Raw genomic sequence first — 20,975 nt, 5'->3', positions numbered from 1 at the left:
AATAACGCAAAATTTCGGGAACCGCCGAGTTAATCCGGTTTTGAAAAATTACATACTGCTTTTAAAGCTATTGCTATGAAAAAACTAGTAAGCCTATTCGCTCTTCTCCTTGTTGCATCGGCCGGATACGCCCAGACGAAGCTGGAGGTAGCTCAATTCAGTCAGCAGCTTGGTTCTACTTCCGGGGCCCAACTTCTGGATGTCCGTACTCCGGCTGAGTATACTCAGGGACATCTCCCTCAGGCTATCAACATGGACTTCAGAAACGAAGCCTTTGCGAAAGAAATCAATAATCTGGATAAAACTAAACCTATATATGTATACTGCCTGTCGGGTGGACGTAGCGCGGCGGCGGCTCAGAAGCTGGTAGAGCAGGGCTTCAAAGAGGTATATGATATGCAGGGAGGTTATTTAAAATGGTCGGCGGCGGGTAATACTGTGACGGCCGCTACGGCGGGAACTACCCCCAAAGATGCCATTAGTGAAGAAGCTTTTGCCAAATTGATTTCTTCCAATAAACCTGTCCTGATAGATTTCTATGCTCCCTGGTGTGCTCCCTGCAAGCAAATGATGCCTTCCATCAAAAAATTAACCAAGGAATACGAGGGAAAAGCTACGATTGAAACCATTAACTACGACCAGAACAAGGCCCTGGCGCGGCAACTGGGGGTTGACGAGATTCCGGTATTCCTGCTCTATAAGAACGGAAAGTTACTATGGCGGGGAATGGGCCTTATGCCCGAGAAGGAGTTCAGGCAGGTACTTGAAGCGAATCTGTGAGTCCATTCCGATTATTAGCTTTACTTTTATTATACTTACAGGGTAAATCATCCCCTCTAAGTACACCTATGGCTGCCTCGCATTTTGCTTTTATTTACTTACTACTTTTACTTCCTTTTTCCGCACTGAAAGCACAGACATTTGCCTCTGTACCTGATACTGCTGTGGCAGATGTTATACCCGAATACCCAGGGGGAGTTCAGGAATTCTTTAAGTATATCAGCAAAAAATTTAAAACGCCGGCCTCTGCGGGAAAGTCACTTTACCAGGGTTCTGTGTTAGTAACCATGATCGTTGATCAGGATGGAAGGGTAATAGTTGACTCGCTGAATTATGGTAGAATGGCTTTTTACAGTAAAAAAGCTGACGAAGCCTTAAAAATAAAAGCTCACAATGAGGTTGACACGGAGATTCGCAGGATGTTTTCTTCCATGCCGAACTGGAGGCCTGGTTCGATTGACGGTCGCCCTATTCGAGTGAAATATACTATGCCCTTACGTATTTCTTTCCAATGAGAATTGATTGATTCTATTATCAACTTCCCCATCCCGTTGAAACTTTTGAGCTTACTGCCAGAATAAACAAAGACTCCGACGAACAAATGATCATCGGAGTCTTTTTATTGGTAAATACTTCCGCAGAATTACTCTGCCTCAGCCAGTAGCCTGGTAAATTCATCAAACAGGTACCTTGAATCGTGCGGACCGGGAGCGGCCTCCGGATGGTACTGTACCGAAAACGCGGGACGATCCTTACGACGAATTCCTTCAATGGTTTTGTCGTTGAGGTTAAGGTGCGTCACCTCAACATCCGCATGATCCCGGATTTCGTCCGGACTCACCGCGAAACCATGGTTTTGGGAGGTAATCTCGCAAAGGCCCGTTATCAGGTTTTTGACCGGGTGGTTCAGGCCCCGGTGGCCGTTGTGCATCTTATAGGTAGAAATATCACTCGCCTGAGCCAGCAGCTGATGTCCAAGGCATATCCCGAACAGCGGCTTGTGGGTATCTACCATTTTACGAACATTATCTACTGCGTACACCATGGCTGCCGGGTCACCCGGGCCATTGGAGATAAAGAAACCATCCGGATTCCAGGCCATAACCTCGGCGAAGGAGGTCTGGGCCGGAAATACCTTACAGTAGCAGCCGCGCTGGGTCAGGTTTTTAAGAATGCTTTTCTTAATACCGTAATCCATGACAGCTACCCGCCAGCGGCTTTCGGCCTCATTGCCCAAATAAAATGGTTCGTGCGTACTTATGACTGATGACAACTCAAGGCCTTCCATGGAAGGTACTTTCTGGAGCTCTTTCATCAGCTCTTTCTCATCCAGAATCTCGGATGAAATAATGGCGTTCATTACTCCCTTTTCCCGAACGTGGCGTACCAGGTGGCGGGTATCAACATTACTGATTCCTACTACCTTCGCCCGCTCAAAGTACTCCTGCAAAGAAAAATCTGCCGTGTACCGCGAGTACACATTAGAAAAGGTATTACATACCATTCCGCTAATTTTTACATTATCAGACTCTTCCTCCAGTTCCAGCTGCACGCCGTAGTTCCCGATATGGGAGGTAGTATTAACGATAATTTGCCCGTAGTAGGAAGGATCAGTATAAATCTCCTGATAGCCCGTCATACCCGTATTAAAGCAAATTTCACCTCCGGTAGTGCCTTTCATACCAAGAGCAAGTCCACGATATGCCGTTCCGTCTTCGAGTAGTAGCAGAGCTTCTTTTGATTGATTCATTTTATGCTTTTAAGTTTTTAGAAGAATAATGAGGCATTCCCCCTCAGTTCCAGATTCAAAATTAATTAATTACGCGCAAAAAAAGGGGTCAAACGTAAACGTCTAACCCCTTTTTAATAACTAATCGTTCATTTTATTTTTCGGTTTCTTCTGTTTCATCAGAAGCTGGTTTAACATCATCAGCCGGAGCGTCGGCTCCCGGAGCGTCGGCTCCCGGAGCGTCGGCTCCCGAAGCTTCTTCTGCTGCTGCCGGTGCTTCGTCAGTTACAGCCGGTGCTGCCTTAGCGGCAGGCGCTGCATCCTCTGCTGGTGCAGTACTTTCAGAAGCAGCTCCTGATTTCTTACCACCACGACGGCTACGACGGGTCTTCGTTGTTTTATCAGCTTCGGTGAGCAGTAGCGCTTCGTTGAAATCTACCAGCTCAATCAGGCAGGTTTCAGCAGCATCACCCTGGCGGGTACCCAGCTTGATAATACGCGTATAGCCACCCGGGCGGTCCGCAATTTTATCGGATACTACATTGAATAGTTCTTTTACCGAATCCTTATCGTTCAGATAAGAGAAAACTATGCGGCGACTATGCGTTGAATCATCTTTCGAGCGTGTTAGCAGGGGCTCAACATATTTTCTCAGTTCTTTTGCTTTGGCCAGCGTAGTTTCTATACGCTTGTGCAAAATCAGTGAAGAAGCCATGTTTGATAACATTGCACGCCGGTGCGATGCTGTTCTTCCCAGATGATTGTCTTTTTTTCCGTGTCTCATTTTTTGGTTTGTTTTGCCGCTTCGGCGGTCCGATTCGAGCTGCGTTTGACCGCGCTCAAGAATGGTAACTCTTTTTAACTACTATTTAAATCAATCCTCTTCCAGACGGTACTTGGCTACATCCATGCCGAAGGTAAGGCCTTTCTCCGATACGAGTTGTTCCAGCTCAGTAAGTGATTTCTTACCAAAGTTACGGAACTTCATCATGTCAGAGATTTCCAGTCTTACCAGGTCACCCAATGTTTTCACATCAGCTGATTTCAGACAGTTGTAAGCACGCACCGAAAGGTCAAGCTCAGCCAGTGAAGTCTTCAGAAGCTTACGCATACGCAGCATTTCCTCGTCAACCTGGTTGTCTTCTTCGGCCTTCTGCTTCTCAAAGGTCATTGTCTGATCCGAGAAGAGCATGAAGTGCTGAATCAGAATATTGGCAGCACCTTTCAGAGCCTCTTCCGGATGAATGGATCCATCAGTCTGAATATCAATCAGTAGGCGCTCGTAATCAGTACGTTGCTCAACACGCGTATTTTCAACGCTATATTTTACATTCTTGATGGGGGTATAGATAGAGTCCATCGCAATATGCCCAAAGGGAAGTTCGGTAGCGCGTGGCTCATCTGCGGGTACATAGCCCCGGCCTTTATCCAGAATAAGCTCCATTTCGAATTCTTTCTGATCGTCAATGTGACAAATCACCTGATCGGGATTCAGGATTTCGAATGAAGTGGTGAATTTTCCGATATCGCCTGCGGTTACCACTGAAGCGTTCTTCAGATTAACAACGATACGGTTTTCTACTAAATCTGATACTTTTTTGAATCGTACCATTTTTAGGTTCAGGATGATTTCAGTAACATCCTCAACGATACCTTCAATGGTTGAAAATTCGTGAAGTACACCAGGGAACTTCACGCTCGTAATGGCGTATCCTTCCAGAGAAGAAAGCAGTATACGACGTAACGCGTTTCCGATGGTTACACCATAGCCTTTCTCCAATGGCTTAAACTCAAACAACCCGTGAAAGTCGTCGGCTTTTTCCATTACGACTTTATCAGGCATTTGGAAAGCTAATATTGACATAGTCTTTGCTCCTTTATTTGTAGTAAATGATGGTTGATCAGGCCATCGTTACCTTTGCGATCGCAAACGGTTCCCCCATGTAGGGGTACAAGGATGCCCCGGACGGGCCGGGGCGTATGTAGATGAAGATTATTACTTAGAGTACAACTCGACGATGAGCTGCTCGCTAATGTTTTCAGGGATTTGGTCGCGCTCCGGATAAGTCACAAACTTTCCGGCCATTTGCTGTCCATCCCATTCCAGCCAGGTATATCTCTTAGAGCTGTGACCAGACAGGCTGTCTGTCACGGCTTCCAAAGATTTAGACTTTTCGCGTACCGAAATAGCCTGTCCCGGACGCAGAGAGTACGAAGGAATGTTCACAATCTCGCCATCTACCATAACGTGCTTATGGTTAACCAGTTGACGAGCCGCACGACGAGTAGGAGCTATACCCAGGCGGTATACAGTGTTGTCGAGGCGAGCTTCGCAGTACTTAAGCAAATTCTCCCCGGTGATACCTTCCTTTACAGTAGCGCGCTGGAACAAATTACGGAATTGTCTTTCCAGGATTCCGTAAATATACTTCACTTTTTGCTTCTCCATCAGCTGCAGGGCATATTCGGACTTCTTAGATCGACGTCCTTTACCATGCATACCCGGAGGGTAGTTTTTCTTACTTAGTGCTTTGCTGGGCCCCATGATGGGCTCACCGTAGCGTCTTGAAATTTTTGACTTGGGACCTGTGTAACGTGCCATTATATATTTTTGGATGGTAGTACTGTTGATGCCAATTCCATAACCCCAGTTCCCAAATTACGAATTGAACACCAACTAAAAATTAAAAATTATACTCTTCTGCGTTTGGGAGGACGGCATCCATTGTGAGGTAGCGGCGTAATATCTCTGATGGAGGTTACTTCAATACCTGCATTCTGAATGGTACGAATTGCTGATTCACGTCCTGAACCCGGACCTTTAACAAATACCTCAGCTTTGCGCATTCCCAGGTCAAATGCTACCTGAGCGCAGTTTTGCGCAGCAGTTTGTGCAGCATAGGGGGTATTCTTTTTAGAACCCCGGAAGCCCATTTTACCCGCCGAAGCCCAGGAGATAACCTGGCCGTTGCTATTGGTAATTGAGATAATGATGTTGTTAAAAGTAGCTTTGATGTGGACCTGGCCGGTAGGCTCTACCACCACTACTCTTTTCTTAGCTTTGTCTTTTCTTTTATTATTCTGTGCCATTTTGCTATTGCTCTATGATCAAGTTACGGACAAGAATCCGCTCCTCATTTTTTATTTCGTAGCCTTCTTCTTGTTCGCAACAGTCTTACGCTTACCCTTACGAGTACGTGAGTTGTTCTTTGTTCTCTGTCCGCGCAACGGAAGTCCTTTGCGGTGACGAAGCCCACGGTAAGAAGCAATATCCATCAAGCGTTTGATGCTTAGCTGTACTTCTGACTTCAGAGCACCTTCTACCTTAAATTCACTGGCGATAATTGAGCGAATTGCGCCTGATTCATCATCTGACCAATCCAGCACTTTCTTATCAGCGTCAATGCCAGCCTTATCAAGAATTCGGCGGGCAGCGCTACGGCCAATGCCATAAATGTACGTGAGGGCTATTTCACCCCTTTTCCGATCGGGAATATCAACTCCTGCAATACGTGCCATAATAAATTATCCTTGTCTTTGTTTGTACCGAGGATTCTTTTTGTTAATTACATAGACCTTACCTTTCCGGCGGATCACTTTGCAGTCAACACTGCGTTTTTTTACTGATGCTTTAACTTTCATTTTATTGGGAATTTTCGAGTAAAACCTGAGCGATTTCTCGCCAACAAACCTATTTATAGCGATACACTATACGAGCCTTGGATAAGTCATAAGGAGACATCTCTAATTTAACACGGTCACCGGGAAGAATCTTGATGTAGTGCATTCTCATCTTACCGGAAATGTGGGCTATTACTTCGTGCTTATTTTCCAACTGTACACGAAACATAGCATTGGATAATGCTTCAACTATAACTCCGTCCTGCTCTATGGATGCTTGTTTTGCCATTCGTATTTAAATCTGTCGATTTTATGCGTTCACCATCAAACTGGTGTTAGCGGTAACTTGTTCAATGTACTCAAAGGTGGTTAGTATCTCTGCCTTACCTCTGCGTACGGCTACCGTATGTTCGAAATGGGCCGATGGCTTACGGTCAGAAGTCCGGATAGTCCATCCATCGCGTTCCTGAACCACTGCTTTATGTCCAAGGTTGATCATTGGCTCAATAGCTATAACCATACCTTCTTTCAGTTTCGTTCCCTTGCCTTTCTTACCGTAGTTAGGTACTTCCGGACTCTCATGCAGGTTTTTACCAACTCCATGACCAACCAGCTCCCGCACTACCGAATACCCTTGCTCCTCCACGTAGCTCTGAATGGCAAACCCAACATCACCTATACGAAATCCGTCAACTGCTTTCTCAATTCCCAGGTACAGAGCCTGTTTCGTTCTGACAAGTAGTTGCATCACCTCCGCCGATATTTCACCTACCGGATAGGTATAGGCACTGTCGCTGTGGTAACCATTTAGCTTCACCCCGCAATCAATAGATACAATATCACCATCACGTAATTCGTATCCGCTGGGTATTCCGTGTACTACTGTTTCATTAACCGAAATACACAAAGAGGCCGGAAACTTATTATAACCTTTAAAGGAAGGTATACCTGCGTTGTCCCGGATAAACTCTTCCGCAACTTTGTCAAGTTGCCTGGTTGTTACACCTGGCTTCACCCATTTGGCTACCTCGGCGTGTGCCTTACCAAGTACCTGCGCACTTTCCTTTATTAGATCTATTTCCTGATCTGTTTTCAGGTAGACCATGGTCTCAAACTGCTACGCTTTCGGTTCTTCCTTTAACCCGACCTGATTTCATCAAGCCTTCGTAACGACGCATCAGTAGGTAACTTTCAATTTGCTGCAGCGTATCCAGTACAACCCCCACCATAATCAACAAAGAAGTACCACCAAAGAACTGAGCAAAATCACTGGTCATCCCTAACAAGCTCGCGATAGCAGGCAGGATGGCAACTACGGCCAGCATGATAGCACCCGGGAAAGTAATACGGTCAAGTATGGAACTGATGTATTCAGAAGTTTGCTGGCCCGGCTTTACACCCGGCACAAAGCCTCCTCCGCGTTTCATGTCGTCGGCTATTTGCTGTGGGTTAACAGAAATAGCAGTATAGAAAAACGTAAATACAATAATCAGGAATGCAAACAACAGGTTATACTGCCAAGTTGTATAGTTGGCAAATATGGTTGCCACGTTACTTGCAAAATCACTTGTTTCGGCAAAAAGAGAGGCAACCAACGAAGGTATGAACATCAGGGCCTGGGCAAATATGATAGGCATTACGCCCGCCGCATTTACCTTTAAAGGCAGGTACTGACGTTGCCCCCCCATGACCCGATTACCCACCACCTGTTTGGCATACTGGATAGGTACCCGGCGCACGGCCTGGGTTAGCATAACCGCCCCCATGATTACAAAGTACAGCGCTACCAGTTCCAATACGAAGATCAGGATTTGTCCGCTTCCTCTGGAAGAGAATTCTTTCAGGATAGCACCGGGAAATCTGGATACAATCCCAATCATGATAAGCATGGATATTCCGTTTCCTACGCCCTTATCGGTAATCCGCTCTCCCAACCACACACAGAACATGGTACCGGCAATAAGGATAAAGATAGAGGATACCGTAAAGATGCTGCGTGAAACCAGCAGGGCCTCATCGGGTACCGTGGTCTTTAAATACGTTAGCCCTTGGGCAAAGGTCACAACTATAGTCAGAACACGGGTAATCTGGTTGAGCTTCTTGCGTCCTGATTCACCTTCCTTCTGCATTTTCTGGAAGTACGGCAACGCCATGGTCAACAGCTGAATGGCGATTGACGCGGAGATGTAAGGCATAATCCCTAAGGCAAAAATGGATGCCTTACTAAATGCCCCTCCCAGGAAGGTATCAAGTAGTCCTAATAGTCCTTGTGAAGCAAAATTCATGCGATCCGGCTCAATGCCAGGAAGCACAACGAATGACCCCAAACGGAATATCGTAATAAACAAAAGAGTGTTGAGAATACGGGTTCTCAACTCCTCAATTGAAAATATATTTTTTATTGTATCGATAAATCGTTTCATGTTGCGAGGCTTGTATTACCTGTAGTTATTCAAACTATAAAGTTAGCGAGTTACCAACAGGATTACAACTTAATTGCTTTCCCCCCAGCCTTTTCGATTGCCTCAGCCGCGGTACCCGAAAAACCATGCGCCTGTACTTCTACGGCGGTGGTTATTTCTCCCCGGTTAAGCACCTTAACAAGGTCTTTCTTGCTGATAAGACCATTATTACGCAGCAATTCAACATCCACTACCGTTGCACCGGTTTTTTCAACCAGCGCCTGGATAGCATCCAGGTTGATAGCTTTGTACTCAACACGATTGATATTATTGAAACCGAACTTTGGAAGACGGCGTTGGATAGGCATTTGACCACCTTCAAAAGCACGTTTTTGGCTATAACCTGAGCGCGACTGAGCACCTTTGTGTCCACGCGTTGAGGTACCTCCTCTTCCAGAACCCGTTCCGCGACCTACCCGCTTTCTTTCACGAACAGAACCAGCTGCCGGCTTTAATGAACTAAGATTCATAGCTGTATTACTTTTTAAATTTCTTCTACTTTAACCAGGTGACTCACCTTACGGATCATACCCGCAATGGCGTCAGAATTTTCTTTTTCAACCGCACGGTTGATTTTTCCCAACCCAAGCGCTTTGATAGTCCGCTTTTGGTTCTCAGGACGATCAATGGTACTCTTGATCTGGGTTATACGTACTTTTGACATGGTTTCTTGTGATTAGAGGTCTACCTATGTTGGACCTGGTTTTACCCGTTAAACACTTTCTCCAACTTAACACCGCGTTGGAAAGCTATCTGGTGAGGTGCACGCATTTTCAAGAGGGCATCTACAGTAGCTTTTACCACGTTATGCGGGTTAGACGATCCTTTGGATTTCGCTAATACGTCATGGATTCCGGCTGCCTCCAGCACTGCACGCATCGCACCACCAGCGATTACACCTGTACCAGGCGCAGCTGGCTTAATCAGGACATACCCACCGCTGAATTTGCCTTCCATTTCGTGAGGGACTGTGGTTTTGAGCAAAGGTACCTGCACCAGGTTTTTCTTAGCGTCATCAATACCCTTGGCGATTGCGTCGGTTACTTCGTTGGCTTTACCAAGTCCGTAGCCTACTACCCCTTTTCCGTCACCTACCACTACTATGGCGGAGAAACTAAAGCGGCGGCCACCTTTTACTACTTTGGCAACGCGGTTGATAGCAACCACACGCTCCTTCAGTTCTGATTCGTTTACCTTCGCAGGTCTTGTATGATTAGACATCGTTTTCTTCTATCTTAGAATTTGAGACCACCCTCGCGGGCTCCTTCGGCCAATGCTTTAACTTTCCCGTGGTACAGGTAACCATTACGGTCAAATACTACCGCTGATACACCGGCTGTTTGTGCCTTTTCGGCAATTTTCTTACCCACTTCCTGTGCAGCTTCAACGTTTGTATTCCATTTCTTCTCGCCAAGTTCCAGCGAAGAAGCGCTTGCTAAAGTTACGCCTTTCTCATCATCAATAATTTGCGCGGAGATTTTAGTGTTAGACCGGAATACGGACAAACGCGGACGTTCGCTGGTACCCTGCACTTTCTTGCGGATATGATATTTGAGGCGTTGTCTTCTGTCGGTTTTTGCAGTCGCCATTTTATTGTTCTATCTAATAGTATTACAAATAATTTATACCGTAAGTTGGCCTTATTTCTTAGAAGCTGACTTACCGGCTTTGCGGCGTACCACTTCACCCGTGAAACGAATACCTTTACCTTTGTAAGGCTCCACTTTACGCAGTGACTTGATTTTAGCAGCTACTACACCTATCAACTCTTTGTCAATACCTTCCAGAATAACCTTTGGGTTCTGACCTTTTTCAGTAACAGTGGCTACTTTGATTTCATCAGGCACAGCCATAAATATGTTGTGAGAGAAACCCAAGTTGAGTTCAAGGATATTATTAGTAGCGCTGGCCTTGTAACCTACCCCGATAATTTCCAATTCTCTCTTGTATCCGGTGCTTACACCAATCACCATGTTGTTGATCAGTGAGCGGTACAGTCCGTGCATGGCCTTGTGGCGCTTTTGCTCGCTTGGACGTGATACCTTTACCACATTATCCTCAACCTCCACTGTCATATCAGCATCAACTGTCTGAGTCAGTGTACCTTTGGGACCTTTCACCGACACCACATTGTCATCAGCAACTGTTACTGATACACCTGCGGGTAGTTCTATGATTTTTTTTCCTATTCGTGACATTGCCTTAGCACTTAATTATTTTAGTACACGAAACACAACACTTCTCCACCAACGTTGAGCGAGCGTGCTTCTTTATCGGTCATTACACCTTTCGAAGTTGAAAGGATTACTGTACCCAGGCCGCTCAATACACGAGGGACTGTAGTAGCACCTGAATATTTGCGAAGACCTGGCTTACTCACACGCTGAAGCTTTACAATTGCTGACTGTCTGGTGACAGGATTGTATTTCAAAGCTATTTTGATGAGTCCCTGGGGACCAATCTCATCAAATTTGTAGCTCTGAATGTATCCTTTGTCATACAATACCTTTGTAATTTCTTTCTTTATGTTGGAAGCAGGTATCTCAACAACCCGGTGCTTCGCCTTGATGGCGTTTCTGATTCTAGTCAGATAGTCTGCTATGGGATCCGTTACCATTTTTTGTGACTTGTTTAAGCACCCCCCAAAAAGGCGTGCAAAGTTAAGTAATTGAAATCAGAATTGAAAGGGTCTTACCAACTTGCCTTAGTGATACCCGGTATTTTACCTTCCGAAGCTAACTCGCGGAAAGTTACCCTTGAGATACCAAACTTGCGCATGTATCCGCGGGGGCGCCCAGTAATCTTGCAGCGATTGTGCAGGCGTACAGGCGAGGAGTTACGGGGTAATTTGTCAAGACCGACCCAGTCTCCGGCTTCTTTCAATTTTGCACGCTTATCGGCGTACTTGGTTACAAGCCGTTGTCTTTTTCTTTCCCGTGCTTTTACTGATTCTTTTGCCATTTTTCAGTGATATCTTTCTTTCTACGAACTATACTTGTTTATTCGCATTCGTGAAGGGCATACCAAGTGCTTTGAGCAATTCGTAGCTTTCTTCATCCGAATTAGTAGAGGTAACAAAAGTGATATCCATACCTGAGATTTTGTTTACTTTTTCAATGCTGATCTCGGGAAAGATAATCTGCTCTTTTACACCAAATGTGTAGTTACCACGTCCATCGAATCCTTTGTCGCTAATTCCACGGAAGTCACGCACACGTGGCATGGCAATGGCAGTTAAGCGGTCAAGGAATTCATACATACGCTCTCCGCGAAGCGTTACTTTTGCCCCGATAGGCATATTTTCGCGTAGTTTAAAGTTTGATACAGCTTTCTTGGAAATAGTAGCGATTGCTTTCTGACCTGTAATAAGGCTTAGCTCTTCTACTCCTGTATCAACCAATTTCTTGTCAGCTACTGCGGCTCCTATACCTTTGTTAATGACTATTTTAGTCAGGCGGGGAACTTGCATTACTGATTTGTACTGAAATTTGTCTCTCAGTTGAGACACCACTTCATTGTGGTACTTTTCTTTTAATCTTGGAGTTGCCATTAGAAGCTTACAGTTAGAGTGGATTTCCGACCCACCTTACTTATATATAATTTATTCGAATACTGTGGTACTAGATTAAGTTACCGTTCTTTTTGGAGAAACGCTGCAACTTACCTTTATCGTTCAGTTTGCGACCAATGCGCGTTGGCTCACCAGTAGCGGGATCAACTACCATCAGATTACTGATGTGGATAGATCCTTCGGTCTTTTCAATGCTTCCCTGAGGATTCTGGGCATTAGGCTTCATGTGTTTGGTAATCATATTCACACCTTCCACCAAAGCGCGCTGTTTCTCTATCAGCATTGTCTTAACCTGTCCCGTTTTGCCTTTCGAGTTACCGGAGATAACCATTACGGTATCGCCCGTACGGATATGCAATTTGGGCTTCTTGTTATTCTTCTTTTCCATTTTTCTGAATTCTATATCGGTTCAAAGAACTACGGTTCACTGGCAGGATTAAAGTACTTCCGGAGCCAATGATACGATCTTCATGAACTGCTTTTCGCGCAGCTCGCGAGCTACCGGCCCAAAAATACGGGTACCGCGGGGTTCGTCATTGTTATTAAGAAGAACCGCGGCATTGTCTTCGAAACGGATGTAGGTTCCATCCTTGCGGCGTACTTCTTTTTTTGTCCGTACTACTACGGCTTTGGATACTGTACCTTTCTTCATATTGCTGGAAGAAAGCGCTGCTTTTACTGTTACGACGATCTTATCGCCCACCGAAGCGTAACGCTTTCCGGTACCACCAAGTACCCTGATAACGAGTACTTCTTTGGCGCCGCTGTTGTCAGCTACGGACAGTCTTGATTCTTGCTGTACCATGATTACTTCGCTCTTTCAAGGATTTCAATTAATCTCCAACGCTTATTCTTACTAAGCGGACGGGTTTCCATTACGCGGATCGTATCGCCGATGCCACACTGGTTATTCTCGTCATGCACCATGAGTTTGGAAGTTTTACTCATAAACTTACCGTACATTGGGTGCTTAACTTTACGCTCGACCGTAATGACACAAGATTTTTCCATCTTATTGCTCACTACGCGGCCGACTCTTTCTTTACGCAGATTTCTGTTTAATTCCTCCATGATTTCTTAGCTGCTTTACTATTGTTGCTGTTGGTTTGACTTGGCCGACAGCTCCGTCATGAGCCGCGCGATCTGCTTACGCGAAGACCGAATCCGGATGGGATTCTCGACGGGAGAAATCGCATGGGCAAACTTCAACCGCAGCAAGCGCTCTTTCTCCTGGGCTATCTGCTCCTTCAATTGGTCGGCCGAAAGAGCTTGTATTTCCTTATTAGTCATTGCTTTATCAATTATGTATGTTCAGAATACGCAGTTGAAATGGGCCTATTCCTGATAATCGCGGCGCACAACAAACTTCGTCTTGATCGGCAGCTTCTGGGCTGCCAGGCGTAGTGCCTCATTAGCAGTGTCAAGACTAACTCCGGTTGCCTCAAACAATATAGTACCTGGCAAAACGGGGGCTACCCAGTACTCAGGAGCTCCTTTTCCTTTACCCATACGTACTTCAGCGGGCTTTTTTGTGATAGGCTTGTCAGGGAATACCCTAATCCAAACCTGGCCTTCCCGCTTCATAGCACGGGTTACTGAAATACGAGCTGCCTCAATCTGGCGAGCGGTAAGCCAACCTGGTTCGAGTGCCTTGATAGCAAACGAGCCGAAAGCAATCTCATGCCCGCGTGATGCGACACCCTTGAATGAGCCTTTTCCCTTTTGCTGCTTGCGAAATTTGGTTCTTTTCGGCTGTAACATGGTTCTTTTTATTTATACCGACGCTCCCGCGCCAGAATACCTTAGCTGATTACTTCTTCTTGGTTCTGCTTCTTTTACGACGATCGCCTCCGCGGTCACCGCCTTTTTCGTTGTCGCCGCCACGGCCACCACCACCACCTCTTCTGTCACCGCCGCCACGTTCAGTACGTTCTGAGCTGGCTGGGGCTACACTAGGGGTGAGGTCACGCTTGCCGTACAATTCGCCTTTGAATACCCATACTTTAATGCCTATTTTTCCGTAAACAGTCTGTGCTTCTGAAATAGCATAATCAATATCGGCGCGAAGTGTATGAAGGGGAATACGACCTTCTTTGTACTCTTCGGTACGTGCCATTTCGGCACCACCCAGGCGGCCAGAAAGCCGTAGTTTAATTCCCTGGGCTCCTACCCGCATGGCCGAAGCAATAGACTGCTTCATGGCGCGACGGTAAGAAATCCGGGCTTCGAGCTGCTGAGCGATGGTTTCCCCGATCAGTTTGGCATCAATTTCAGGACGTTTGATCTCATAGATATTGATCTGAACATCCTTACCGGTGATTTTTTTCAGTTCCTCTTTAATTTTATCTACTTCGGCGCCACCTTTTCCAATCACAATACCCGGACGTGCCGTATGGATTGTTAAAGTAATACGCTTAAGCGTGCGCTCAATAACTACCCGCGAGATAGCTCCCTTCGGGATACGAGCCTGGATGTATTTGCGGATTTTTTCGTCTTCAACCAGTTTGTCAGAGAAATCTTTTCCACCATACCAGCTCGATTCCCATCCTCTTACAATGCCAAGTCTTAGACCTATCGGGTTAACCTTCTGTCCCATTCGTATATAGATCGTTTACTTATGATTTGGTATTATTTTCTTCACTGTCTGCACCAATCGCAACTAAATCCCTATCGTCAATCACAATAGTGATATGATTGGACCGCTTACGAATGCGATGGGCTCTTCCCTGGGGAGCCGGACGAAGGCGCTTAAGCATGCGTCCACCATCCACAAATACAGTCTTTACAAACAAATCAGCGTCCTCGATTTTTGCGTCTTCATTTGTCTGCTGCCAGTTAGCTACTGCTGATAGCAGTACTTTGTATAGCGTAGATGAGGCCGCCTGGGGCTGAAACTTTAAGATGGCCAAAGCTTTGCTGACCTTCTGACCGCGAATCATGTCAGCTACCAATCTCATTTTGCGAGGCGAGGTAGGTACATTTCGTAGTATTGCTCTTGCTTCCATGTTCTTTTCAGGTATGCGTCAGCTTGTTCTTATAACAGAATTACAGCCAACGGTCTACAATTATTATCTCTTACCTTTATCCTTTTTTGCTGTGTGTCCACGGAAGTTGCGCGTAGGGGCGAATTCACCCAGCTTATGCCCAACCATGTTCTCCGTTACGTACACCGGGATGAATTTATTGCCGTTATGAACAGCGAATGTATGTCCTATGAAATCCGGAGAGATCATTGAACGACGGGACCAGGTCTTGATTACTGACTTCTTGTTTCCGTCATTCATCGTCTGAATCTTATTTTCCAGACGAAAATCTATATAGGGACCTTTTTTTAATGAGCGTGCCATTTACCTATCTTATTTTTTACGTCTGCTAATAATCAGTTTCTCAGAGTGCTTATTCTTGTTACGAGTCTTCTTACCTTTAGCCAAAAGACCGTTTCTTGAACGAGGATGCCCACCGGAGGCACGACCTTCACCACCACCCATTGGGTGATCAACCGGGTTCATTGCCACACCTCTTACGCGGGGACGACGACCTAACCACCGCTTACGACCGGCTTTACCGAGGCTTACATTCATGTGGTTAGCGTTAGATACTGTACCTACCGTAGCTATACAGGCTGAAAGTATCATGCGCATTTCACCCGAAGGCATTTTCAATACGGCATACTTTCCTTCCCGTGCTACCAACTGGGCGTAGGTTCCGGCGCTGCGTGCAAACTGAGCACCTTTACCAGGTATAAGTTCTATGTTATGAACGATGGTACCTATTGGCATTGAAGCTAAGGGAAGAGCATTGCCTACTTCGGGGGCTACGCTTGTACCAGCTACAATTACCTGGCCTACGTTAAGACCGTTGGGGGCAATAATATACCGCTTCTCACCATCCTCATACTGGACCAGCGCGATACGGGCTGATCGGTTTGGATCGTACTCAATTGTCAATACGGTTGCAGGAGAATCAACGCGGTTTCTTTTGAAATCGATAACGCGATACATCTGCTTATGTCCGCCACCAATATAGCGCATGGTACGCCGACCCTGGCTATTGCGGCCACCACTCTTCTTGAGGGGTTCGATTAGACTACGCTCAGGCTTTGCCGCTGTGATCTCCTCAAAAGAAGGAGCAACGCGGAATCGCTGGCCTGCGCTTGTCGGTTTTAATTTTTTAACTGCCATTGCTTTACTTGCTCATCAATGTTGTGAATCAGTCAACTACTTGTTAGGCTTCGCCGTAAATATCAATCAACTCGCCTTCGGCCACCGTTACGATAGCTTTCTTGTACGTTGACGTTTTTCCGCTGATAAACTTTCCTCCCGACATGCGGGATTTAGATTTGCCAATGCATCGCATCGTACGTACACTCTCTACGGAAACCCCGTACATTTTCTCAATAGCCTTCTTGATTTCAACTTTGTTGGCATCTCTGGCTACCTCGAAGGCGTATTTTCCTTGACCACCCTGAGCGGTTACCTTCTCGGTGATGATCGGACGCTTCAGTACACTCATTGCTTATTTGTTCAAAAGGGTTTCCAATTTAGACAGTGCCGGCTCGCTTATAATCAGGCGATCAGCATTCATGAGGTCATATGTATTGACCATTTCAGCGGTCGTAACTTTCACTTTAGGAATGTTACGCGCAGACAGATACACGTTGTTATCTGTATCAGGCAAAATCAAAAGTGTTTTGGTGTTTGTAAATGACAAGGCATTCAAAACATTCAGATATGATTTTGTCTTAGGAGCATCAAAGGAGAAAGACTCTATAACAGAGATCGAATCGGCTTTGGCTTTGGCGGCAAAAGCCGAGATACGAGCCAGTGTCTTTACTTTCTTATTTACCTTAAAACCGTAGTCGCGGGGGCGGGGACCAAATATACGTCCACCTCCTACAAATACCGGTGATTTAATGCTACCGGCACGAGCTCCACCCGTACCTTTCTGGCGCTTAATCTTACGTGTTGAGTAGCTTACCTCAGCACGCTCTTTGGCTTTGTGAGTACCCTGACGCTGATTGGCCAGGTACTGCTTTACATCTAGGTAGATAGCATGCACGTTGGGCTCGATACCAAAGATATCCTCCGACAACGTCACTTTTTTACCGCTATCCTCACCTTTTATATTTAATACAGACAGTTCCATCAGTATTATTTCTCAATGATTACAAATGAATTCTTTGAACCTGGCACAGAGCCGCTTACTACTAGGAGATTTTGCTCCGGAATCAGTTTCAGAATACGCAGGTTCTGAATCTTTACGCGATTGTTCCCCATACGCCCTCCCATTTTCATTCCTTTAAACACACGGGAAGGAAAAGAACAGGCACCGATTGAACCCGGGTGCCGCGCACGGTTGTGCTGACCGTGGGTCTGGCCACCTACTCCACCGAAACCATGACGCTTTACAACGCCCTGAAATCCGCGGCCTTTGGCAGTACCTACCACATCCACAAACTCACCTTCGATGAATATATCGTTAATGGTCAGGGAAGCTCCCAGATCGTGCTCTTCCTCAAAATACTTAAACTCAACCAGCTTTTGCTTGGGAGTTGTGTTGGCCTTTCTGAAGTGCCCCTGCATTGGCTTGGTGGTGTTTTTTTCTTTCTTCTCACCAAAGCCTAGCTGAAGCGCCTTGTAGCCATCTTTTTCCTCGGACCTAACTTGTGTTACAACACAAGGACCAGCTTGAATCACAGTACATGCCAGAGCCTGCCCGTCAGCATTGTACAAACTGGTCATTCCGATTTTTTTACCTATTAAACCAGACATGTTTTATTGTTTTTAAATAGCAGGAATTAACCCTATTTTTGAAACGGACTGCAAAGTTAGAAATTTGCTTTTTAGCATCCAAACCCATTCCGTTTATTATTTTCTGATAATCAGACAAAAAGGTCAGGTGTAAGACACACCTGACCTCATTTTTTACCGTAAAAGCGTATGATGCAGTATGCAGTTGCTTTTATCGGAAATGAACTCAGATGTGGTTTCCAGAAGAATCCGGACCTTCACCCGTATTTGCCTATATGTATCCGGCTTAACGGCCGGCAATAACTATACTTTTATCTCAACATCAACACCGCTGGGAAGCTCAAGCTTCATCAGGGCGTCTACTGTTTTAGCGCTTGTAGAGAATATATCTACCAGACGCTTATAAGTACACAGCTGGAACTGCTCGCGTGACTTTTTATTCACGTGGGGTGACCGTAGTACGGTAAAGATTTCTTTTTCGGTTGGCAAAGGAATGGGCCCACTTACCACGGCTCCGGTTGCCTTCACAGCCTTCACAATTTTTTCGGCCGACTTATCAACCAGGTTATGGTCGAAAGATTTGAGCTTAATGCGAATTTTTTGATTCATTACTTGTTGGTTTTGCTGGTTCCTGACACTCTGTTGGTTTGTTCCCGACAAACGCACCACTAACGAAAGAACCATTTACTCCGCTAGTGCAGTAGGTATTTAAAAGAGAGCAGGTAATCAACTATCACCTACTCCCGGACTTTAACTTTTATTATTTACCGGTACCCTTTACCTTGGCAATAACCGTTTCGGCCAGGTTCTGAGGTACAAAGTCATAGTGAGCGAACGTCAGGGACGCTGTCGCACGACCAGACGTAATGGTACGCAGGTCAGTAACGTAGCCGAAAAGCTCCGACAGAGGTACATCTGCTTTGATTACCTGAGAACCTGCTTTGGTATCCATACCTTTCATCAGACCACGACGACGGTTAAGGTCACCCGTGATAGGACCGGTATATTCTTCCGGTGTTACTACGTCTACCGCCATGATAGGTTCCAGCAATTTGGGACCGGCGTTACGGGCTGCCTCTTTGAAACCGATACGGGCTGCCATTTCAAAAGAGAAGGCGTCGGAGTCAACGTCGTGGAAAGAGCCGTGGAAAAGACGAACCTTCATGGAGTCAATTGGGTAACCAGCCAGAGGTCCGTTCTTCATAGCTTCGTCGAACCCTTTCTGGATAGAAGGAATAAATTCACGTGGAATAACCCCACCTACAATTTTGTTGTCGAACAGCAAGCCCTGTGGCTTCTCTTTTCCTTCTTCCTCGTCGTCACGTGGTCCGATTTCAAATACGATATCGGCAAATTTACCACGACCACCAGTTTGCTTTTTATATACTTCGCGGTGCTCAAAGTTCTTGGTAAGCGCTTCTTTATAAGCTACCTGGGGAGCACCCTGGTTTACTTCTACCTTAAATTCACGACGCATCCGGTCGATGATAATTTCCAGGTGAAGCTCACCCATACCGCGGATAATAGTCTGACCGGTTTCTTCGTCCGTATTAACCTGCAGCGTTGGGTCTTCCTCGATAAGTTTGGCAATAGCATTACCAAATTTATCCTGGTCAGCCGTTTTCTTAGGCTCAATGGCATAACCAATTACCGGCTCAGGGAATACCATGGATTCCAGAACGATAGGATTCTTCTCATCGGAAAGGGTATCACCGGTCTTGATGTCTTTAAAACCTACTACCGCACCAATATCACCAGCGCCTAAACGGTCAATCTGATTCTGCTTGTTGGCGTGCATCTGGAAGATACGGGAAATACGCTCTTTGTTACCCGAGCGATTATTGAGTACGTACGAACCGGAGTCCAGCCCGCCCGAGTAAGCACGAATAAAGCACAGACGACCTACATAGGGGTCAGTTGCGATTTTAAACGCCAGGGCAGCAAAAGGCTCACTCTCGGCAGGCTTACGGATAATCTCATTACCAGTACGGGGATCCGTTCCTTTTACGCTCTCTCTGTCCATTGGTGAAGGCAGAAGCGCCATCACGTAGTCCAGCATGGTTTGTACACCTTTGTTTTTGAACGAAGATCCACATACCATAGGAACAATTTTCATGCTTACGGTCGCTGCACGAAGAGCCGCCAGAATTTCATCTTCCGAAATAGACTCCGGGTCTTCGAAGTACTTCTCCATGAGTGTATCATCGAAATCGGCTACGGCTTCAAGCAGATTTTCCCGCCACTCCTTCGCTTCTTCAAGCATATCATCCGGTATAGGTACCTCTCTGAAGGTCATACCTTTATCATCTTCATTCCATTCAATACCACGGAAATTAACCAGATCAACTACGCCTTTGAAGTTATCTTCGGCACCGATCGGCAACTGCAGGGGTACAGCGTAGCTACCAAGCATTTCCTTCACCTGCTTACAAACAGCCAGGAAGTCGGCACCTGCACGGTCCATTTTATTTACGAATCCGATACGAGCTACGTTATAATTATTGGCCAAACGCCAGTTAGTCTCTGATTGAGGCTCCACACCATCTACCGCACTGAAAAGGAACACAAGTCCGTCCAGTACCCGTAGCGAACGGTTTACCTCTACGGTAAAGTCCACGTGGCCCGGTGTATCAATGATGTTGATGTGGTAGGAATTGTCACGGTAAGGCCAGCTAACAGTAGTAGCGGCGGAGGTAATAGTAATACCCCGCTCCTGCTCCTGCTCCATCCAGTCCATGGTAGCCGCTCCATCGTGTACTTCCCCGATTTTGTGGCTTACCCCGGCGTAATAAAGAATACGTTCGGTAGTGGTAGTCTTACCTGCATCAATGTGAGCGGCAATTCCGATATTTCTTGTGAATCTTAAATCACGTGCCATGATAATGTGACTATAATTTTATGCTTATTTTCAATTTAACTCAGTGTACAGTGAATATTCCGGTACTTTGGGATTCACGCCACTCAAAAACAGACCGCAAAAGTAGTAACTATTTTAAGGAGAAACAACAGAGCCTTATTTATTTTACATATATTTTTTACCAGCCGCCGGAAGGGGCGCAGCC

General features: G+C 45.9%; 34 protein-coding genes. 2 read left to right on the top strand and 32 right to left on the bottom strand.

The window, feature by feature from the left end:
• Nucleotides 1-75 precede the first annotated feature (75 nt).
• Nucleotides 76-780, top strand: a complete 705-nt coding sequence (locus tag VGN67_RS23980; RefSeq protein ID WP_327490019.1) for a thioredoxin domain-containing protein — start codon at nucleotides 76-78, stop codon at nucleotides 778-780.
• A gap of 68 nt (nucleotides 781-848) precedes the next feature.
• The gene (locus VGN67_RS23975) at nucleotides 849-1,295 is read left to right on the top strand and encodes a hypothetical protein (protein WP_327490017.1); all 447 of its coding nucleotides are present in this window, start codon (nucleotides 849-851) and stop codon (nucleotides 1,293-1,295) included.
• A gap of 128 nt (nucleotides 1,296-1,423) precedes the next feature.
• Here the strand turns inward: VGN67_RS23975 and carA are convergent, their stop codons facing one another.
• The 32 genes from carA to fusA all read right to left on the bottom strand — a co-directional run bounded on the left by carA (nucleotide 1,424) and on the right by fusA (nucleotide 20,791).
• The gene (gene carA / locus VGN67_RS23970) at nucleotides 1,424-2,530 is read right to left on the bottom strand and encodes a glutamine-hydrolyzing carbamoyl-phosphate synthase small subunit (protein ID WP_327490015.1); all 1,107 of its coding nucleotides are present in this window, start codon (nucleotides 2,528-2,530) and stop codon (nucleotides 1,424-1,426) included.
• 133 nt (nucleotides 2,531-2,663) lie between these two features.
• Nucleotides 2,664-3,224, bottom strand: coding sequence for a 50S ribosomal protein L17 (gene rplQ / locus VGN67_RS23965; RefSeq protein WP_414717364.1), 561 nt, complete (start codon nucleotides 3,222-3,224; stop codon nucleotides 2,664-2,666).
• A gap of 159 nt (nucleotides 3,225-3,383) precedes the next feature.
• Nucleotides 3,384-4,373 (bottom strand): DNA-directed RNA polymerase subunit alpha, encoded by a 990-nt coding sequence (locus VGN67_RS23960; protein WP_327490011.1) that lies wholly within the window; start codon nucleotides 4,371-4,373, stop codon nucleotides 3,384-3,386.
• A gap of 132 nt (nucleotides 4,374-4,505) precedes the next feature.
• Nucleotides 4,506-5,111 (bottom strand): 30S ribosomal protein S4, encoded by a 606-nt coding sequence (rpsD, locus tag VGN67_RS23955; protein WP_327490009.1) that lies wholly within the window; start codon nucleotides 5,109-5,111, stop codon nucleotides 4,506-4,508.
• A gap of 89 nt (nucleotides 5,112-5,200) precedes the next feature.
• The gene (gene rpsK / locus VGN67_RS23950; RefSeq protein ID WP_327490007.1) at nucleotides 5,201-5,599 is read right to left on the bottom strand and encodes a 30S ribosomal protein S11; all 399 of its coding nucleotides are present in this window, start codon (nucleotides 5,597-5,599) and stop codon (nucleotides 5,201-5,203) included.
• Nucleotides 5,600-5,650: 51 nt separating this feature from the next.
• Entirely contained in the window at nucleotides 5,651-6,028 is a 378-nt protein-coding gene (rpsM, locus tag VGN67_RS23945) for a 30S ribosomal protein S13 (protein ID WP_327490005.1), read from the bottom strand.
• A 6-nt stretch (nucleotides 6,029-6,034) separates the two neighbouring features.
• Entirely contained in the window at nucleotides 6,035-6,151 is a 117-nt protein-coding gene (gene rpmJ / locus VGN67_RS23940) for a 50S ribosomal protein L36 (protein ID WP_090341197.1), read from the bottom strand.
• Nucleotides 6,152-6,200: 49 nt separating this feature from the next.
• A complete protein-coding gene (gene infA, locus VGN67_RS23935; protein ID WP_207504242.1) occupies nucleotides 6,201-6,419 on the bottom strand; it encodes a translation initiation factor IF-1 in 219 nt (72 codons plus the stop codon).
• A gap of 21 nt (nucleotides 6,420-6,440) precedes the next feature.
• Nucleotides 6,441-7,235, bottom strand: a complete 795-nt coding sequence (map, locus tag VGN67_RS23930; RefSeq protein ID WP_327489990.1) for a type I methionyl aminopeptidase — start codon at nucleotides 7,233-7,235, stop codon at nucleotides 6,441-6,443.
• Between the two features lie 4 nt (nucleotides 7,236-7,239).
• Complete coding sequence (secY, locus tag VGN67_RS23925; protein ID WP_327489988.1) at nucleotides 7,240-8,553, bottom strand: preprotein translocase subunit SecY; 1,314 nt, start codon at nucleotides 8,551-8,553, stop codon at nucleotides 7,240-7,242.
• 62 nt (nucleotides 8,554-8,615) lie between these two features.
• Nucleotides 8,616-9,062 (bottom strand): 50S ribosomal protein L15, encoded by a 447-nt coding sequence (gene rplO, locus VGN67_RS23920; protein ID WP_327489986.1) that lies wholly within the window; start codon nucleotides 9,060-9,062, stop codon nucleotides 8,616-8,618.
• Between the two features lie 14 nt (nucleotides 9,063-9,076).
• On the bottom strand, nucleotides 9,077-9,256 hold the full coding sequence (gene rpmD, locus VGN67_RS23915; RefSeq protein ID WP_327489984.1) for a 50S ribosomal protein L30: 180 nt from the start codon (nucleotides 9,254-9,256) through the stop codon (nucleotides 9,077-9,079).
• 41 nt (nucleotides 9,257-9,297) lie between these two features.
• Nucleotides 9,298-9,813 carry a 30S ribosomal protein S5 gene (gene rpsE / locus VGN67_RS23910; RefSeq protein ID WP_207504237.1) on the bottom strand — a complete coding sequence of 172 codons (516 nt, stop codon included), beginning with the start codon at nucleotides 9,811-9,813 and terminating at the stop codon, nucleotides 9,298-9,300.
• Nucleotides 9,814-9,827: 14 nt separating this feature from the next.
• Nucleotides 9,828-10,181, bottom strand: a complete 354-nt coding sequence (gene rplR / locus VGN67_RS23905) for a 50S ribosomal protein L18 (RefSeq protein ID WP_327489981.1) — start codon at nucleotides 10,179-10,181, stop codon at nucleotides 9,828-9,830.
• A 51-nt stretch (nucleotides 10,182-10,232) separates the two neighbouring features.
• Nucleotides 10,233-10,790, bottom strand: a complete 558-nt coding sequence (gene rplF, locus VGN67_RS23900; RefSeq protein ID WP_327489979.1) for a 50S ribosomal protein L6 — start codon at nucleotides 10,788-10,790, stop codon at nucleotides 10,233-10,235.
• Nucleotides 10,791-10,810: 20 nt separating this feature from the next.
• Entirely contained in the window at nucleotides 10,811-11,209 is a 399-nt protein-coding gene (rpsH, locus tag VGN67_RS23895) for a 30S ribosomal protein S8 (RefSeq protein ID WP_327489977.1), read from the bottom strand.
• Between the two features lie 74 nt (nucleotides 11,210-11,283).
• A complete protein-coding gene (gene rpsN, locus VGN67_RS23890) occupies nucleotides 11,284-11,553 on the bottom strand; it encodes a 30S ribosomal protein S14 (protein WP_327489975.1) in 270 nt (89 codons plus the stop codon).
• A 28-nt stretch (nucleotides 11,554-11,581) separates the two neighbouring features.
• On the bottom strand, nucleotides 11,582-12,142 hold the full coding sequence (gene rplE / locus VGN67_RS23885) for a 50S ribosomal protein L5 (protein ID WP_327489973.1): 561 nt from the start codon (nucleotides 12,140-12,142) through the stop codon (nucleotides 11,582-11,584).
• A gap of 70 nt (nucleotides 12,143-12,212) precedes the next feature.
• Complete coding sequence (gene rplX / locus VGN67_RS23880) at nucleotides 12,213-12,551, bottom strand: 50S ribosomal protein L24 (protein WP_327489970.1); 339 nt, start codon at nucleotides 12,549-12,551, stop codon at nucleotides 12,213-12,215.
• A gap of 48 nt (nucleotides 12,552-12,599) precedes the next feature.
• Nucleotides 12,600-12,968: a 50S ribosomal protein L14 gene (rplN, locus tag VGN67_RS23875; RefSeq protein WP_138365934.1), complete on the bottom strand. Its 369-nt coding sequence runs from the start codon at nucleotides 12,966-12,968 to the stop codon at nucleotides 12,600-12,602.
• A gap of 2 nt (nucleotides 12,969-12,970) precedes the next feature.
• Nucleotides 12,971-13,234, bottom strand: a complete 264-nt coding sequence (gene rpsQ, locus VGN67_RS23870; RefSeq protein ID WP_327489964.1) for a 30S ribosomal protein S17 — start codon at nucleotides 13,232-13,234, stop codon at nucleotides 12,971-12,973.
• 18 nt (nucleotides 13,235-13,252) lie between these two features.
• The gene (gene rpmC, locus VGN67_RS23865; protein WP_207504229.1) at nucleotides 13,253-13,453 is read right to left on the bottom strand and encodes a 50S ribosomal protein L29; all 201 of its coding nucleotides are present in this window, start codon (nucleotides 13,451-13,453) and stop codon (nucleotides 13,253-13,255) included.
• Nucleotides 13,454-13,498: 45 nt separating this feature from the next.
• Complete coding sequence (gene rplP, locus VGN67_RS23860) at nucleotides 13,499-13,924, bottom strand: 50S ribosomal protein L16 (RefSeq protein ID WP_327489961.1); 426 nt, start codon at nucleotides 13,922-13,924, stop codon at nucleotides 13,499-13,501.
• Nucleotides 13,925-13,973: 49 nt separating this feature from the next.
• Nucleotides 13,974-14,759 carry a 30S ribosomal protein S3 gene (gene rpsC / locus VGN67_RS23855; protein ID WP_327489959.1) on the bottom strand — a complete coding sequence of 262 codons (786 nt, stop codon included), beginning with the start codon at nucleotides 14,757-14,759 and terminating at the stop codon, nucleotides 13,974-13,976.
• A gap of 19 nt (nucleotides 14,760-14,778) precedes the next feature.
• A complete protein-coding gene (gene rplV, locus VGN67_RS23850; protein ID WP_327489957.1) occupies nucleotides 14,779-15,168 on the bottom strand; it encodes a 50S ribosomal protein L22 in 390 nt (129 codons plus the stop codon).
• 63 nt (nucleotides 15,169-15,231) lie between these two features.
• Nucleotides 15,232-15,510, bottom strand: a complete 279-nt coding sequence (gene rpsS / locus VGN67_RS23845) for a 30S ribosomal protein S19 (RefSeq protein ID WP_327489955.1) — start codon at nucleotides 15,508-15,510, stop codon at nucleotides 15,232-15,234.
• Nucleotides 15,511-15,519: 9 nt separating this feature from the next.
• Entirely contained in the window at nucleotides 15,520-16,344 is an 825-nt protein-coding gene (gene rplB, locus VGN67_RS23840) for a 50S ribosomal protein L2 (protein WP_327489953.1), read from the bottom strand.
• Between the two features lie 43 nt (nucleotides 16,345-16,387).
• Nucleotides 16,388-16,675 carry a 50S ribosomal protein L23 gene (gene rplW / locus VGN67_RS23835; RefSeq protein WP_327489951.1) on the bottom strand — a complete coding sequence of 96 codons (288 nt, stop codon included), beginning with the start codon at nucleotides 16,673-16,675 and terminating at the stop codon, nucleotides 16,388-16,390.
• Nucleotides 16,676-16,678: 3 nt separating this feature from the next.
• A complete protein-coding gene (rplD, locus tag VGN67_RS23830) occupies nucleotides 16,679-17,308 on the bottom strand; it encodes a 50S ribosomal protein L4 (protein WP_327489949.1) in 630 nt (209 codons plus the stop codon).
• 5 nt (nucleotides 17,309-17,313) lie between these two features.
• Nucleotides 17,314-17,934, bottom strand: coding sequence for a 50S ribosomal protein L3 (gene rplC / locus VGN67_RS23825; RefSeq protein WP_327489947.1), 621 nt, complete (start codon nucleotides 17,932-17,934; stop codon nucleotides 17,314-17,316).
• A gap of 282 nt (nucleotides 17,935-18,216) precedes the next feature.
• The gene (gene rpsJ, locus VGN67_RS23820; protein WP_132113290.1) at nucleotides 18,217-18,522 is read right to left on the bottom strand and encodes a 30S ribosomal protein S10; all 306 of its coding nucleotides are present in this window, start codon (nucleotides 18,520-18,522) and stop codon (nucleotides 18,217-18,219) included.
• A 151-nt stretch (nucleotides 18,523-18,673) separates the two neighbouring features.
• On the bottom strand, nucleotides 18,674-20,791 hold the full coding sequence (gene fusA / locus VGN67_RS23815; RefSeq protein ID WP_327489939.1) for an elongation factor G: 2,118 nt from the start codon (nucleotides 20,789-20,791) through the stop codon (nucleotides 18,674-18,676).
• Nucleotides 20,792-20,975: the final 184 nt, after the last annotated feature.

Source organism: Telluribacter sp., assembly GCF_035998675.1.
GTDB lineage: Bacteria > Bacteroidota > Bacteroidia > Cytophagales > Spirosomataceae > Telluribacter.
Note: the sequence above shows the minus strand (reverse complement) of the source record. Positions and strands in the feature narration are given on the sequence as shown.